The organism is Fervidobacterium changbaicum, assembly GCF_004117075.1.
Lineage (GTDB): Bacteria > Thermotogota > Thermotogae > Thermotogales > Fervidobacteriaceae > Fervidobacterium > Fervidobacterium islandicum.
In genome coordinates this window covers 662,145-678,256 of sequence record NZ_CP026721.1, presented here as the reverse complement: position 1 = coordinate 678,256, position 16,112 = coordinate 662,145, and the positions used below count along the sequence as shown (strand labels likewise).

Annotated in this window: 15 protein-coding genes; 11 read left to right on the top strand and 4 right to left on the bottom strand. The window is 40.1% G+C overall.

Going from position 1 to position 16,112, the window contains the following annotated elements:
- Nucleotides 1-6: 6 nt before the first annotated feature.
- Both CBS1_RS03090 and CBS1_RS03085 read right to left on the bottom strand, forming a co-directional pair.
- Nucleotides 7-2,070: a transglycosylase domain-containing protein gene (locus CBS1_RS03090; RefSeq protein WP_090222794.1), complete on the bottom strand. Its 2,064-nt coding sequence runs from the start codon at nt 2,068-2,070 to the stop codon at nt 7-9.
- Nucleotides 2,067-2,525 carry a methylated-DNA--[protein]-cysteine S-methyltransferase gene (locus CBS1_RS03085; protein ID WP_090222796.1) on the bottom strand — a complete coding sequence of 153 codons (459 nt, stop codon included), beginning with the start codon at nt 2,523-2,525 and terminating at the stop codon, nt 2,067-2,069. Before CBS1_RS03085 ends, CBS1_RS03090 begins: the two co-directional genes overlap by 4 nt.
- A 110-nt stretch (nt 2,526-2,635) precedes the next feature.
- Between CBS1_RS03085 and CBS1_RS03080 the strand changes: the two genes are divergently transcribed.
- The 7 genes from CBS1_RS03080 to CBS1_RS03050 all read left to right on the top strand — a co-directional run bounded on the left by CBS1_RS03080 (nt 2,636) and on the right by CBS1_RS03050 (nt 8,800).
- Nucleotides 2,636-3,139 (top strand): deoxycytidylate deaminase, encoded by a 504-nt coding sequence (locus CBS1_RS03080; protein WP_033191826.1) that lies wholly within the window; start codon nt 2,636-2,638, stop codon nt 3,137-3,139.
- Complete coding sequence (locus CBS1_RS03075; protein WP_033191825.1) at nt 3,129-3,953, top strand: 2-oxoacid:ferredoxin oxidoreductase subunit beta; 825 nt, start codon at nt 3,129-3,131, stop codon at nt 3,951-3,953. The genes CBS1_RS03080 and CBS1_RS03075 overlap by 11 nt, the downstream gene beginning before the upstream one ends.
- A 2-nt stretch (nt 3,954-3,955) precedes the next feature.
- Nucleotides 3,956-4,552 (top strand): 2-oxoacid:acceptor oxidoreductase family protein, encoded by a 597-nt coding sequence (locus tag CBS1_RS03070; RefSeq protein WP_033191824.1) that lies wholly within the window; start codon nt 3,956-3,958, stop codon nt 4,550-4,552.
- Nucleotides 4,476-4,991, top strand: a complete 516-nt coding sequence (locus CBS1_RS03065) for a diacylglycerol kinase family protein (RefSeq protein WP_236938328.1) — start codon at nt 4,476-4,478, stop codon at nt 4,989-4,991. Before CBS1_RS03070 ends, CBS1_RS03065 begins: the two co-directional genes overlap by 77 nt.
- Nucleotides 4,973-6,010 (top strand): protein-glutamate methylesterase/protein-glutamine glutaminase, encoded by a 1,038-nt coding sequence (locus CBS1_RS03060; protein ID WP_090222797.1) that lies wholly within the window; start codon nt 4,973-4,975, stop codon nt 6,008-6,010. The genes CBS1_RS03065 and CBS1_RS03060 overlap by 19 nt, the downstream gene beginning before the upstream one ends.
- Nucleotides 6,011-6,078: 68 nt before the next feature.
- Nucleotides 6,079-7,599 carry an S-layer homology domain-containing protein gene (locus CBS1_RS03055; RefSeq protein ID WP_090222800.1) on the top strand — a complete coding sequence of 507 codons (1,521 nt, stop codon included), beginning with the start codon at nt 6,079-6,081 and terminating at the stop codon, nt 7,597-7,599.
- 121 nt (nt 7,600-7,720) lie between these two features.
- The gene (locus CBS1_RS03050; protein WP_090222802.1) at nt 7,721-8,800 is read left to right on the top strand and encodes an iron-containing alcohol dehydrogenase family protein; all 1,080 of its coding nucleotides are present in this window, start codon (nt 7,721-7,723) and stop codon (nt 8,798-8,800) included.
- Nucleotide 8,801: 1 nt separating this feature from the next.
- Here CBS1_RS03050 and CBS1_RS03045 read toward each other — a convergent pair whose 3' ends face one another.
- Nucleotides 8,802-10,430 (bottom strand): sensor domain-containing diguanylate cyclase, encoded by a 1,629-nt coding sequence (locus CBS1_RS03045; RefSeq protein ID WP_241685559.1) that lies wholly within the window; start codon nt 10,428-10,430, stop codon nt 8,802-8,804.
- Between the two features lie 92 nt (nt 10,431-10,522).
- On the opposite strand from CBS1_RS03045, the gene CBS1_RS03040 reads away from it, so the two are divergent.
- Genes CBS1_RS03040 through CBS1_RS03030 form a run of 3 tightly spaced genes read left to right on the top strand, consistent with a single transcriptional unit; the run spans nt 10,523 to nt 13,812 of the window.
- Entirely contained in the window at nt 10,523-11,854 is a 1,332-nt protein-coding gene (locus CBS1_RS03040; RefSeq protein WP_090222804.1) for a hemolysin family protein, read from the top strand.
- Complete coding sequence (locus CBS1_RS03035) at nt 11,844-12,239, top strand: cytidine deaminase (RefSeq protein WP_090222806.1); 396 nt, start codon at nt 11,844-11,846, stop codon at nt 12,237-12,239. The genes CBS1_RS03040 and CBS1_RS03035 overlap by 11 nt, the downstream gene beginning before the upstream one ends.
- 28 nt (nt 12,240-12,267) lie before the next feature.
- On the top strand, nt 12,268-13,812 hold the full coding sequence (locus tag CBS1_RS03030) for an AAA family ATPase (protein ID WP_090222807.1): 1,545 nt from the start codon (nt 12,268-12,270) through the stop codon (nt 13,810-13,812).
- Nucleotides 13,813-13,847: 35 nt separating this feature from the next.
- On the opposite strand, the gene aglA is transcribed toward CBS1_RS03030, so the two are convergent.
- On the bottom strand, nt 13,848-15,257 hold the full coding sequence (gene aglA / locus CBS1_RS03025; protein ID WP_090222808.1) for an alpha-glucosidase AglA: 1,410 nt from the start codon (nt 15,255-15,257) through the stop codon (nt 13,848-13,850).
- A gap of 112 nt (nt 15,258-15,369) precedes the next feature.
- On the opposite strand from aglA, the gene CBS1_RS03020 reads away from it, so the two are divergent.
- Nucleotides 15,370-16,110, top strand: a complete 741-nt coding sequence (locus CBS1_RS03020) for a SpoIIE family protein phosphatase (protein WP_241685558.1) — start codon at nt 15,370-15,372, stop codon at nt 16,108-16,110.
- Nucleotides 16,111-16,112: the final 2 nt, after the last annotated feature.

Here is a 16,112-nt window from a genome sequence, read left to right as displayed (position 1 = left end):
CGTCTTTTAGAACTCAATACCTTGATCTAAGAGCTTTTGATATATTTCGGCGGCCAGATCCGGCGCAATTGAATTTATTTCGGCAAGTACCGATCTTCTTTCGTCAGGACTAAATGATTTTAAACTTTCGATGATTTCGTTTGCTGAGATGTTAGAATTCTGAACTCGAGCAAGAATTTCTTCTCTTGATAGAGCTTTCTGCGGATTTGGATTTTCTGATTGTGTTTGTTTTACCACGGTCTCTGTTTGAGTAGCAGCTTTCTGATTTTCTATTTGGGATGTTTCATCTGCCATAGATTCTGGTTGAGTAGGACTTTCCGATTTGTCCATAACATTGAACCTCGTGATCTTGCTATTTATCGGTAAAGAAATAGGAGTGTATCCGATCTCTGTTCTTATGGCGATTTCCCTCCATTTTGGTGTAACAACAAGTCCACTAACTTCTTTTACATTGTCTCTCGCCAATATGAACAAATACTTCCCATCGCCACCAACGAACCATGCGTAATTCTCTGCCGAACCAGATTTGCCGTATATCTTCCTTCCAGGCATTTGTGCAGACCGTGAAGTTCCCTCTGTAACTACTTTTTCCATAGCTCTTAGCATAAGGACCGAAGCTTCAACTGGGGATCTTTTGTCTAAACCTTTTGGAGCTTTAACAACGTTTAACAACGCCGGGGTATAAGAATAATAGAGGTATCCATTTTTATCTTTAACATATTCAACAATTCTTGGTTTTACGACCAATCCACCGGTGAATATTGCTGAATAGCCTTGTGCTATGTCAACTAGAGAAGTTTCTAATGTTCCGAGTGCTAATGTGGCATCGTTCGGATAGAATCCAGAGATCATCAAAGTATTCTTGAGAAAGTTCATAACAGTTCCTTGCCCGAGCTTTAAGAATAAGTTTATGGATGGTATGTTTAAAGAATGTGCAAGAGCGTATTCGATAGTAACTTTCCCGCGGAATTTTTTGTCAAAGTTCTCAGGTTCCCATCGGCCAATTTTTATAGGTTCGTCTGGAAGAGTATCGTCAAGATTGTAACCGGCCATGAAGGCAAGATAATAATAGAAAGGTTTGATCGCGGAACCGACTTGCCTACGACCATTTATGATACCAAGACCGTACGCTGCTCTTATTTTTCCAGTTGAATGTTCGACTATTAATCCTGCCCACTGGTCTTTTGTTATGTTGGACATTAAGAGTTCCTGTAGTTTTTTATCGATGGTTGTTCTAACTCGGAATCCACTCCTTAAATCTCCAAGCTCGAATCCGAGTTCTTTAAGTTCGGTAACAATCATCCAGAAAAGATCTTGGTCAAATGAGCGAGCAAAATTGTTTGTGGATCTTATGTTTATATTTTTCAGCTCTTCCAGTGCTCTAGAATATTCTAACTCAGTTAGAAAGCCTGCTTCTTTCATCTTTCTTAATACATTTTTGGTGAAATCTTTATTTAACTCCATAAGTGGATTCGCTTTCTCAGGAGACCTCAAAGTAGCTGTAAGCATTGCAACTTCAAGTGGAGTAAGTTGCTCAAGTGTTTTGTTAAAATAGAATTTAGCTGCTGCAGGAAAGCCGTAAACACCGTTTCCTAAGTAAACGGAATTAATGTACATTTCTAAAATCTCATTTTTCGAGTAATTTTGTTCCAACCAGATCGCAATGAAAGCTTCTTTAATCTTGCGCTTCCAAGTCCTCTCTTGAGTAAGGTACAGAGTCCTGGCTAACTGCTGAGTTATTGTACTACCACCTTGGATCTCATCGGTGGTGAGTATTGTAAAAAGTGCCCTGGCAATCCCTATGAGATCAACACCGCTATGGGAGTAGAATCTCTTGTCTTCAGATACTATGATACTGTCTTTCACCAATGCTGGAATGTCTTCGAAATCGATCCATACTGTCTTTGGACTATATAACGGTGTACCATCGGAGTATTCAACGACCAAGCTTGTGGGAACTCTGTTTTGCGGTGCAGGGAGATTCACCGTGTATCTGTTGTAAATCATAAGTGGGATGGTGAAGGATAAAATGAAGAAAGCTAAAAACAACAAGAAAAGAAACTTTTTCAAAGTGATCCCTCCAGCTCTAGAAGATATTTTTTCCATGTAATCATACTTTTTCCATCCTTTGTTGTAAATCCACCAATAGAGTTTTTCCCAACAACCCTATGACATGGGATATATAATGGCAAAGGATTCGAGGCCATTGCATATCCAACAACTTTTGGACTCGTCTTACAAGCCTTTGCTAAGTCACCATACGTTATGATTTTACCATATCCAACGTTTTCTTTCAAATAAGACCAAATTTTCTCAAAAACAGGTCCAGAGGAATACTTGGCAGGGAAATCCAAGATCTTTCGATACCCACTTAAATATTCTTTAATCTGCTTTGTGAAGGTATTATCTCCTTGTTCTGGTAAGAATTCATCTGTTAGTTGTATTTGTTCACAGACGTCATTTATTGTATATATCAAAATACTACCAATTTCAGCTCTAACAACTGAAATTTCAAAGTTTCCCATCTTTCCATCTCCTTTCTTGTGTTCGTAGATTTTGTTGCTGGTTGATATTAGTTCCTAAATAGTTTAGAATATAACTTGGGAAGTTCAATTCTTTTAAAAGAGGTGAACATATGGACTTAGAAGCCTATCTGAAAAATGTTACCATAAAAGATGTGAAAAGTGAAAGGGAAAGTTGGGACGATTATTTCAAAAGGTTGGCAAAGTTAATTGCAGAAAGATCTACTTGTGTTCACAGGAAGGTTGGTGCTTTAATAGTAAAGGATAAACGAATACTGGCAACCGGATACAACCAACCACCATCTGGGTTTCCTCACTGCGATCAAATTGGCTGTATTAGGGATGACCTGAATATCCCATCTGGTAAAAACCAGGAAGTTTGTTACGGTTTACACGCTGAACAGAATGCCCTTATGCAAGCTGCGAAGTTTGGAATCTCAACTGATGGTGCCACGATTTACGTAACTCACAAACCATGTTCCGTTTGTGCACGACTTATAATCAACGCAGGGATCAAAAGGGTTGTTTACATTGAAGGCTATCCAGACCCTTTAACTGATTTCTTCTTCCAAACGTGTGGAATAGAACTATGTGGAGGTGAACAAGGTGAAGGTTGATAGACTGCTTAAGTACATAAGGGAAGATAGATGGCCCACGGTCTGGTGCCCGGGATGCGGAAATGGAATAATATTGAAAAGCTTTTTAGAAGCTTACGATCAAACCAGTTTGAACCCAGATCAAACAGCCGTTGTTTCTGGTATAGGTTGTTCATCAAGGTCAACAGGTTACCTCGATTTTAATACGATGCACACGTTGCATGGCAGAGCTATAGCCTTTGCAACTGGTGTTGCACTTGCAAGGCCGGATTTTAAGGTCGTTGTGATGGGTGGTGACGGAGATATAACAGCTATAGGTGGTAACCATTTTATTCACGCTTGTAGAAGGAACATTAATTTAACAGTGATAATCTATAACAACATGATATACGGAATGACAGGAGGACAGCACTCACCAACAACTCCGGCAGGGAAAGTTGCAGGAACGATGCCCTTAGGAAATGTAGAAGAGCAATTTGACGTTGTAAGACTTGCACTTTCAGCTGGCGCAACGTATGTTGCAAGGTCAACGGTATACCATTATGCGCTCACAGTGAAGTACATAAAAGAAGCACTCTTGCACAAAGGCATTTCGGTAGTTGAGGTTCTTAGCAACTGCCACACCTACTATGGTAGATACAATGGACTTAGGGAACCGTGGCAAATGATGGATTTCTTCAAAAACAACACTATTATGAAAGAAAAAGCTGATCAGATGTCTGAAGACGAGCTAAAAGGCAAGATTGTCATCGGACTATTTAGGAAAGACGAATCTAAGCCCGATTTCTACACAAGGTATAGACTCACCTACGCCAATCACATTAAGGGGGAATAGTTATGAACAGACCATTCTCTATAAGAATTGCAGGAATTGGTGGACAAGGTAATTTGCTTGCAGGATATATCCTTTCAAGAGCTTTTGTCTTTGCTGATAAGTACGTCGTACAAACGCAAAATTACAGCGAGCAGGTTCGTGGAGGCCCGAGCTATTGCGATGTGCTTGTTTCAAGCGAACCGATACTTTATCCTAAAGCAGTGGTATTTGACTCTTTGATAATAATGCATCCTTCAATGGTTGGACATGCAAAATTCGTTGCAACTAATGGTATAATTGTATACGACAGTACGTACATAAAAGACATTCCGAGTGAATTCAAACGCATAACAAAAAGGATAATTGAAATCCCTGCAAGTCGATTGGCCATTGAGAAGTTCGGAAACGTAATGGTTTCCAACATGATATTGCTTGGAGCGTTGGTGAAGAGTACAGCATTGGTTGATTTTGAAACGCTCTTTGATGCGGTAAAGGAAGAAGTAAATCCAAAGTACTACGAACTCAACGTGGAGGCGATCAAGTTTGGAGCGTCGCTTACAGATAAAGTCTACAAACCAAGAATTGAACGAAAGAGAAAGAGAACAATTGGGTTCGAATAATCTTATAGAATCTTTTGAACACGCAATCGAGGGTATTGTTGAATCAATATTATCGGAAAGAAATTTAAGAATCCACTTCTTTGTGGGTTTGTTGGTTATTACCGCAACGTTCTTTCTTCCTGTAAAAAGAGAAGATACATTATGGATCATATTTGCTGTCTTTTTTGTTATTTGGTCAGAGCTTGTAAACACCATTATCGAACACCTCATGAATTTGTACAGCAAAGAATACCATCCGGTAATTAAGATAGTTAAGGACGTCAGCGCTGGCGTTGTTCTTTGGGCAACGCTCTTCTCCGTAACAGTTGGAATAATGGTCTTTGGAGGTATTCTCTTCGACTGGAGTTTGGAGATAGCGAAAATTTTTGCTATAATATCTACAATAGCATTCCCATTACTTAGTATCAGGGTGGTGAGAAATTGGAAAAGGAAAAGATAAAAGTAATGATTGTTGATGATTCTCCATTCATGAGGATGATCCTCAAAGATATAATTGACAAAGAACCTGACATGCAAGTTGTCGGTGTGGCAAAGGATGGAATGGAGGCTGTTGAACTTGCCATAAAGCTTAAACCGGACGTAATAACAATGGATGTTGAAATGCCAAAATTGAACGGTATAGAAGCACTTAAGGAAATAATGAAGAGAGCACCTGCTCGAATCATAATGGTTAGTAGCTTGACGGAGGAAGGCGCTGAGATTACACTCTTAGCTCTCGAGCTTGGAGCCGTGGATTTTGTAACTAAACCTTCTGGAAGCGTATCCATGGATTTCAGAAGGATGGGACCTGATCTGGTTCAGAAAATCAGGGATGCGATGAAAATAAATGTTTCACAAATTCTCTTAAAGAGAAGACCTTTAGCTAACTTACGAGTGAAATCTGTTGTTTCTGGTAAAGTTGTTGTTATAGGTTCCTCAACAGGAGGTCCAAGGTCACTGGACCTTGTTATCCCACCGCTTCCAAAGGACTTCCCTGCCCCTATTTTGTTGGTACAACATATGCCGCCGGGCTTTACAAAATCATTAGCGCAAAGACTTGACAGGATTTCAAACTTGTCTGTTAAAGAAGCGGAAGATGGAGACGTTCTTAAACCTGGCTGGGTTTACGTAGCACCAGGGGACCATCATATGGGCATAAAATATCAAGACAGAAAAGGCATTATTTATCTTGACAAGAACACCGATAAGATAAACAATGTTAGACCAGCGGTTGATTACACGCTTGATAAGGTTGCAGAGATTTACAAGGAAAACACTATCGCAGTTATACTCACTGGCATGGGAAAAGACGGAACGAAAGGTGCTTTCAAGGTGAAATTCTTCAAAGGTACTGTAATAGCTGAAAGTCAGGAAACGTGTGTTGTTTTCGGTATGCCTAAGTCGGTTATAGAAGAAGGATATGCTGACTACGTACTCCCAGCAGATAAGATTCCTGAAAAACTTGTTGAGCTTGTGTAAGTTCTCCTCATATGATACAATTTCTTTCGAGAGGACTAAGACTATAATAACAGGGAGGGTGTATAAAGATGAAGAAAGCACTTTTGGTATTTTCTTTTATCTTCGTGGTGTTCACAAGTATCTACGCTGCAACATTTAAAGATGTTCCAGCAAACCACTGGGCATACGAAGCTGTTGACCAACTTACAAAATTGGGCATCTTAAGTGGTATGCCGGATGGAACGTTTCAGGGAAATCAGCCTCTGACCAGGTACCAACTTGCTGTTGCACTTTACAGAATGCTGAATATACTCAACGACAGAATATCTGCAGTAGAAAAAAAGGTATCCGTACCTACAACTACTACAACTCAGCAAACACAGCAGGTAACGATTCCGGCCAATATTGACGCGCAACTTAAAGACCTTTCGAACAAGATACTGGACCTTGCAACTGCAGATAGAAACATAAGCACAAGGATCGACAACTTATCGGCCCAGGTTGGTTCATTGTCTTCAAGAGTTGATTCTGCTTCAAGGGACTTGGACAGTGTAAAGACTGACTTGGCTGGGCTCAAAGCAATGTACGATGCTTTAGTGCAAAAAGTAACCGAGATGAGAGGTCTGGTTTCAACTACTCCGACTGGGCAAAATCTTAATGAATTATCAAAAAGCATAGATGATGTCAAAGCTGATGTGGAGAGTTTAAAGAAACGATTGACAAGTCTCGAGCAAACAGTGACTTCGCTGAATCAGAAAGTGTCCACGTTCACGACTGCTGATAGTGTATCAGCTCTTACTTCGCGGGTCACAGGCGTTGAGAAAAACGTTAAAGATTTGCAGGACACCGTAAGCGGGATTAGCACACAGGTGTCAACGATTTCGAGCTCGACAACAAAGATTTCAAGCGATGTCAACACCATCAAATCAGATGTTACGACGCTCAAAAACAGACTTGATGCTCTTAACAACGAAATACTTGGTCTTAAACAGGCAGATTCTGCTTTGAAAGAGCAGCTCGAGAGTTTCAAGACCAGTCTGAACAACCTTAAAAGTGATGTGGATAGCTTGAAAGTCGACGTAAAGAATGCGAAAAGTGATGTGAGCAGCCTGAAGAGTGACGTAAGTGACTTAAAAGTTGATGTAAACGATCTAAAAGTCGAGATTATCAATTTAAAACAAGCGGATGTAAAGATTAATGAGAATCTTTCGACAGTCACAGGCATGGTAGCAAATCTTGAAAAGCAAGTGCAACAGCAAGCAAGTCTAAACAATCAAACAAAACAAGATATGGAAAAGCTCAAGTCAGATATTCTGAACGTAAACAATGAACTCCAATCACTTTCAGCAAAAGTTCAAACATTGCAACAACAAAGTACGCAGTACGCAAACAAGTCTGAAGTCAACAGCGTTAAGAGTGACGTGGACAGCGTGAAAAATGATGCAAAACAGTTGGAGAGCAAAGTTGAGAAGCTAGAAAAGGAAAATGATAGTTTGAAATCAAAAGTTTCAGCGCTTGAAACTAATCAGATGGGAAATATGAGCCTGATTCTAAGTATAATTGGTGTGATACTTGGTGGAGCAGCGCTTTGGTTTGCTTTACAGAAGTAATAGTTTCATCATAGTTCGTCTGGGAATAAATTTTGAGGGCTGGTCCTGTTGGACCAGCTTTTTCTTCGAATTTTTCGAGTGTTTCAATACTAATTAATGATGGTCGAAGGGAGGCAATTGTATGGGCTTTTTCATGCCAACGAGGGTTTTTTATGGCAAGGATGTAATTTTGAAAAATAGGGACGTTTTTCAGTCAACCGGTGAATCATTTCTCATTGTAACGGGCAAAAGTTCGAAGCAAAACGGAAGCCTCGATGATTTATTAGACGTGCTCGAAGGAAAGCATGTGTACGTATACGATGAAACACCTGAGAATCCACCACTTGAAGTTGTGAAAGAAGTAGCGGAAAATTGCGAAGATGTGGATGTGGTCATCGGGCTTGGTGGTGGGAGTCCAATGGACACAGCGAAAGCGGTCGCTGTTTTAATGGAAAACAAGCATCTAAAACCTGAGGAACTGTACGATAAGTCGAAGTACAAGAGTGCAAAGACGATAATATGTGTCCCCACCACAGCTGGAACTGGAAGCGAGGTAACCCAGTACTCAGTCCTGACTGTAAACGGTAGAAAGCGTGGATTTTCCCATGACTGTGCATTCCCAAAGCTCTCGTTTGTCGATTACAAATACACAATTACACTCAACGAGGCACTGACTCTTTCAACAGCACTCGATGCACTATCACATGCAGTTGAGGGTTTCTTATCAACGAAGGCTACGCCTTTCAGTGATACATTGGCAGTTGAGAGCATGAAGATAATCAAGGAATACCTTCCAAGGTTGATGGATGATTTGGATAACGAATTCTACAGAGAACGGATGATGTTTGCCTCGACACTGGCAGGAATGGTAATAGCTCAAACAGGTACAACTGTCGCGCATGCGCTTGGTTATCCATTGACAACTGAGAAAGGAGTTAAACACGGGCTCGCTACCGCTGTATTCTTGCCATTCGAATTGAAGGTTGCAAAAAAACACGGCTATGAGAAAGCTAACCGTGTTCTTGAAATCTTCGATGATTCTCTGTACGAGTTTTTCCGCTCTTTAAATGTAGGATTGAATATCAAAATATCTGACGAGGAAATAAACTCTTGGGCTCAAATTGTAGTAAATGCTTCACACCTCAGCGCAACACCCGGGAAATACGATTTAGAAACAATCATGCAGGCTTATAATGAAGCGAGAGAACACTTTTGTCGCTGACCTAATCTGAGACGGAAGCATCTCTTTCGTCAAATGTATCGACACAGATGGTGTGCTTTCCACTCTTTTTTGCTTGATAAAGTAGTTCATCGGCTCTTTTCAGCACGCTTATACCTTCGTCATCATCGGTTGGCAAGATCTTCGTTATGCCGGCGCTTATCGATATGCGGAATTCTTTTACATTAAGAGCATCAAGTGTTTTAATTATCCTTTGGATGATGATCTCGGCATTTTTCAGAGCAGTGTTTGGGAGCAGTAATGCAAATTCATCACCACCAAACCTTGCAGGTATATCACTGCTACGTGTATTTTCTCTCATCACCTGGGCTAATGTGATAATTGCAAAGTCACCTTTATCGTGTCCAAATGTATCATTGATTTCTTTCAACCCATCGAGATCTATCATAACAATGCAAGAATCACCACCGTAGCGTTTTACCCTTCTGATTTCAGCTTGGAGTATCATCAAAAAGTACCTTCTGTTGAAGAGATTAGTTAACGGGTCTCTGAAAGAAGCCTCTTCAAGCTTTTGAATATAGTAAACTCGGTCTATGAAACTTAGAACAATGGTGGCTATGTTCTCGAAAAACCTGTTTGATGCATATCTGGGTAGCGTTTCATAGGCAATTTCTAATTTTAAAATCCTATCATCTAAATTACGCTTGAAATGTAGCGTGGTAAATTTGTTAAGGTCATCTATTTCGATCTTGTTCAAAATCTCGATTGGCTTTGTTTCCTCGTGCGTTTGAATTATCCCGACAGCCCTTTTTATATTACACATTTCCTCTAAGACATTTGCTAATTTACTTATCCCAACATGATAATTGCTTTCTGCAGTAACAGTCAAAATGGACAGCATTACTTGTTCCTCAAAATCTTTCGCTTTCTGCTCTGTGACATCTACACCTACACTTATTGCTCCCGACGGTTTTCCGTCTTTAACAAGAAGTTTGTTTTCCCAAAGGATCGTGATTAGTCTTCCATCTTTTGTTAGTATGTCGTTTTCGAAAGTTTTTCTCAACTCAATATTCTTGTTCATTATGTCTTCAAAAACTCTTTTTACAGTTGGTCTAATCTCTTCTGGAATAAAGATATCGAACCAGTTTTTTCCTAAAACTTCTGGCAAAGAGTATCCGGTTTTTTCCAAAGCCCAGTTGTTAATGTAGGTAATCTCTCCTTTTTCATTTAAGACAACAAAGAAAACAGGTGCAAATTCAAGGTACATTGTTAAAGTCTCAAGCCTTTCAGAGATTAGTTCGTCAATAAGCAACTGTTCGGTGATTATTTCACCTAATATCCAATAATAGTCTTTACTTTTCAAAGTTATTAGTCTTACCCTTTCTACTCTGGGCTCATAAATGGTCACAATGTCTTGTGAAAAGCCGGCTTTGTTAACAAGCTTGATGATTTCTAAGAAATTCGGGATACTTTGGAAGATATTTTTTCTTCCCTTTAGGAAGTTAGGTATATTCTCAGAGTGTGCAACAATGTCTCCCTGTTCGTTAAAAGTGATAACGAAGATCTTTGATTTTTCAAGTGCGGACTTGAGCGTTTCGAAATCTAAAACTAAACCACTTTCTTGGATAATCTCACCTCTTTTCTCAACCCTTTTTTTAATTATATCACACAAATTTCGAAACTTTGAAATTGGATGTGATTTTGCGTTGTGGTATAATATGTATCGATGTGTCGTTACAGCTTCTCTTTGGAGGTGAAGTTTTCGTGGAAGATCCACTGAGTTATTTATGGAACACACTTTTCATTGCGGTACTGATCGTGTTGTCTGGATTTTTCTCAGCATCCGAAACGGCACTTACGTCCGTTAGCCGTCACAGACTTAAACTTCTTGCGAAAAGCAAAGAAGAGGAAGAAGAGGAAAGCGAGGTCCACTTTTTTAACAAACTACTCACCGCACTGTTGATATCGAACAACATGGTGAATATTTTAGCATCTTCATTAGCTGCGGTGATGTTTTCCCGAATCATCAGCTCACAATCACTTTCAGCGATACTTTCAACACTAGTAATGACTTTCATTTTGCTGATTTTTGGAGAAATTACCCCAAAGATTTTGGCACGGCAAAACAGTGAACGTCTTTTCGAGGCAAGTATCAAAGTTATTGTTTTTCTCTCCAAGATATTATCGCCCGTAATTACCATGTTTATTACAATCGCCAATTCGGTAGTCAAACTTTTCGGGGGACATGTGGTCCAGGAAACTCCATTCATCACGATGGATGATATAGCTTCTTACTTGGAAATGGGACGCGAGGAAGGGTCCATAACCCATGAGGAAGGATTGATGATTGAACGTACAATCGAAATGGATGAAACTCTCGTAAAAGAAATAATGATACCAAGGATAGATATAGTAGCTGTTGAGGAAAGTCAAACATTGAGAGAAGCGATGGAGATTATTGTTGAGGAAGAATATTCGAGGATACCTGTTTACCGTGAGACAATAGATAATATTGTTGGAATTTGCTATGCAAAAGATGTGCTCAGTTTCATCGCACAGAGAGGTATGGATATCGTAGACAAGGTACTGGTCAAAGAGTTGATGAGGGCTCCACTTTTTGTGCCCGAGTTCATGCCAGTGTCAGAATTGCTGAAGGAATTCAAAGCAAAGAAGATGCACATGGCAATAGTTGTTGATGAGTACGGTGGAACTGCTGGAATTGTAACGATGGAGGATATCCTCGAAGAGATTTTTGGTGAGATAATGGACGAATACGATGAAGGAGAACATATTGGAATCAAGAAAGTTACGGAAAACTCCTACTTGGTTGACGCTACACTTTCATTGAATGATATAGAAAGAGAGCTGAGAATAGAATTTCCGGAAGGTGAATTTGATACCTTGGCAGGCTACCTTCTTGAGAAGTTCAAGCACATTCCAAAAGTAGGGGAAACGTACGAGGACGAGAGAATATCTTTCAAAGTTGTCGCAGCTTCGAGAAACAAAATAGAAAAAGTATTGGTAACAATAAAACACGAGACGGAAGAAAATACTCAGAAAAGTAATGACAAGGGGGATGGAAATGATGAAGATTGAAGAACTCATACAAGAAGCTGTTAAGGCTATGAAGAATGCGTATGCACCGTATTCTCACTTTCATGTTGGTGCAGCCCTTTTGACAAGAAATGGAAATGTTTACATAGGTGCGAATGTGGAAAATGCTTCATATGGTTTAACAAATTGTGCTGAAAGAACTGCTATTTTTTCCGCAGTGGCAAATGGTGAGAGGGAGTTTGACACATTAGTTGTTGTTGCGGACACCGACAAACCTGTATCGCCCTGCGGGGCTTGTAGACAAGTTATGGCAGAGTTTGGGAATTTCAATGTTGTCTTGACAAATTTGAAAGGCGAGATTTTGCAAACAACCGTTGCTGAGCTGCTACCGTACTCGTTTGATAAAGAAGACTTACACAAAAAGTGAGAGATGGATTTGTTGAGGTGAGCGCTTCTTGATAGAACTGATACATATCAACGAATATGTTTACTTGAAAGATGTCGATATATATTTCTCTGAGGGACTCAACGTAATCACCGGTGAGACTGGAACTGGAAAGAGCTTGATATTGGATGTAATCGGTTCGTTCTTAGATTACCAAAACATACGGAGTGAAACTTTTTCTGCAGATATGGTTCTGAACCTCGACATGGATTTTGATGAGATTGGGATTAGAAGAGGACAGCACATATTCAGTGTTGAAAGAAAGAACAAGAGGTTGTTTTACAAAGTAGACGGTCGACTCATCGGACGTGAGCAAGTTCAGAATATTCTTTCAAACATCATAACGATCCACAAACAAAATTCACACATGAAGTTGTTGGATAAGGACTTCATCCTCGAGGTTTTGGATACTGTGGCAGACAACTATGAACTACTCGAAAAGTACAAAGAACTTTACGAAAACTACCAACATGTTTTGAAGATTATCGCAGGCGCGAACAAAGATTCAGAATTGAAAAAGCTTGAGGAATTAAGAGAAAAAGTCAACGAAATAGAGAGTGCCCATCTGAGCGAAGAAGAAGAGCAGGAATTGGAAGAAAAATACAAAAAGGCTCTTAACCTCCAAACATTGCTGCAAAATTACAGCAGTGTGTCTCAGCACTTAGAAGAGATCGAGAACGCACTTAGGAAAATCTACTCACTCATAGAGGACAAGTACCATGAATTTCTTGATACCGCCGTCGAGTCAATTGCCGAGTTGAGTAATCAAATTAGCAAGGAACTATCGAAGATAGAGGAAATGAACCTCGAAGAGATAGAGAACCGTTTGTGGGTATACAAAAAGTTGCGCAGGAAATACGGTCCTACGACTGAAGATGTAATAGCAAATCTCCAGAAGTGGTTAGAAGAGATCAAACAGATCGAAAAAACCATCAAAATACTTGAAAACGCAGAAGAAGAGCGGTTAAGACTGGAAAGTGAGCTTCGCAGTCTTGCTATTCAGATTAGTGAAAAGCGAAAGAACGCGGCGAGGAATATTGTGAAATCCATAGAAAGGCACTTGAAAGATTTAAACATGAACGCGCGAATAGACTTCTATTTTAATCAGAAAGATATGGCAAGGGATGGTATTGATGATGTTGAACTTGTTGGGAGTACTTTGTCAACGGGTCCACTCTATCCCTTGCGTAAGATAGCCTCGGGTGGTGAGTTATCACGTTTGATGCTTGCTTTGGAACTCAGTCTGGCAAGTACTGATGTTTTGGTGTACGATGAGATCGATGCTGGCATAGGTGGTGTAACAGCTGTCAAACTGGCAGACAAACTCAGCGAACTTTCGAAAAAACATCAGGTCATAGTAGTTACACACTTGCCACAAATTGCTTTAAAAGCCGATAAGCACTTGTCCCTAAGAAGAACTGGGGACACAGGGACTGTAGTAGAGTTGGATGAGAGGGCAAGGGACGAAGAGATAAAGAGGATGTTTGGTGGGGAAGAATTCATCGAATTACTTGGAGACTTTGCGTCTAAAGAGAATAAAAGAAAAGGAAAATAAGGCTGGGAGTTGCTTCCCAGCCCTGTTTTAGAAGATTATTCCTGCTGTTCTACTTTTTCTGCTTCTTGCCTTACGACAGTGTAGAGCTCAGCTATTAATTTTTCGACTTGCTCGGTGCTCTTAGTCCTTGGGTCTCTCTCTAGAATATCTGCTATTAGTCTAACATCTTTGTTTAAGAATGCATCTATCGCTTGCTTTGCAAGTAGAATTCTTGGTTTCAAATACCAGTTCACAACACGCTCTGGGATGTGCGTCTCTTCGTATTCAAACTTCTCACCGCACACCGTTGCACAGATTTCAACCGCCACATCATCCTCCAGGTTTTTTATCTTCCCCTTGTTCAGAACATTTACGACAAACCTTCCCGGAACTTTTGAGACTACACTGTTTATGAACGGAACATGTTGTTCTCCGCTGATTTTCTCGCTGAGGATCTCTTTCAAGTAATCATCAATCTGTGTTCCCGTTTTGAGTTCGTTTATTTTTGCCCCTTCGCGTACCATTTTTGCAAACATGTCTATTACGCCAACCACCCGAGAGAGCTCTTCCACATACCACTTCCAACCAATTTCGGAATCTGCACCTCCCCAAGGTGCACCGTACCACTTTATCTTTGTTTGAAGGTCTCTGTGGTATTTCCACGTGGAATTTCTAACGGTGTCCCCTATTGGAAATAATCCATAGAGTTTGTACATCTCCCAGGCAACAGGTGAAAGTTGGTCATCGAAAGGATTGGACGGTTTGAATTCCTCGTATCTGGTCTTTTGAAGTGCCTTTTCAACTTCTTTGTAAAGGTCCTTGCCATCTTTTGTTCTGAATTTTGTCAGCCAGATTCCGTGGTTCACACCACCAACCTGCCATTCGTATTCTGATACACCCAAGAATTTTGCAATGGCCTCAACCGCGTGATGCCCATGACAGAATCCAACCATCTTTATCCCCGTTTGTGTAGAAACAAGTGTAGTTCCTTCCATAACCGGGTTAGCTGCTTGAAGGTACCACGCGTTTGGTGCGTATTTCTCTATTGTTCTTGCTATTTTCAAAAAAAGTGTCAACTGGTTCCAGTTCGTGAGATTGAGATAATCGGAAACGAAATTGAAATTCTGAGCGTCAATTCCACGATAGTAACCGTGCTTTTCACCTATTGACCTAACAAGGTCGAGATATCCGTGCCCTCCTGCTAAGGCTGTATTGATAACAAAATCAGAACCCTCAACTGCGTTTTTGATAGTTTCAACAATGCTGAATTTGAGCTTTGCGTTGAAATACTTAGTTAGTTCTTTTGCAAGTACCAGAACATTTTCGACCCTTGTTCTATCGACATCCATAAGTACTACATGTGAATCAGAAAGGCTTGGAAATTTGCAAAGGTCTGATACAATCTTCATTGAAAAAACCGCGCTTCCTGCACCTATGATGCCAATTCTTAGTCCTGTGCCGCCCACAGATATCACCTCTTTTTATTTGATGGATGAAAAATGTCTATTTCGTCTAAGAAATATTGTATAATAAGTTTGGAAAAAAAGCTCAATGGAAATTTGGTGAGAGGTGTATGAAATGCCGAGTGATAGGGTTGTAATTTTCACTGACAGTCCTGACAACATCCAAGATATTGTGCAGTTACTTGAATTTGTTGGTTACGATGTCAGTATAGAATCAGATGTTAGTACTTTCCTCAAAAACAACAATATTCAGGTTGTGCTTGTCTACTACCAACTACTGAAGAACGCACAGGAGGTTGTTAGATATATTAAAACAACGCAGTCAACTAAAGACATTCCCGTTATTGTGCTTATTCAAGAAAAGAATTACGTCACGCTTTTGGAATTGTATCAAATAGGTATATCTGATTACATAGAATTCCCGATAATTGATGTGGAACTCATATCGAAAATAGCATTGCACATCGAACTGAAGAAAAACAGAGAAAAGATAGAGAGTTTGTACAAGGAACTTCGAGAGAGTCTCGACCTTGCTAGTTCATTGCAGACGTTGATGCTGCCTGAACCCATTGAAATGTGTAACGGGATATGGATAACCTCAAACTACATGCCTTCTCAGATAGTTGGGGGAGATATTTACGATTATTTCACCGTGGGTGAGGACGTTTACCTTTACACAGCAGACATTTCAGGTCACGGCGTTCAGTCCGCACTTTTGTGTTCTGCTGTAAAATCCGTGATTCGTTCAGCAGCGCAAAGGGGATTATACATCTCAGAAGTAGTTAACGAGCTCCAAGATAGTATGAAGACTGTTTTAGGGCACAACTATGTTACAGGGCTTTTCTTAAAAAGATAGTG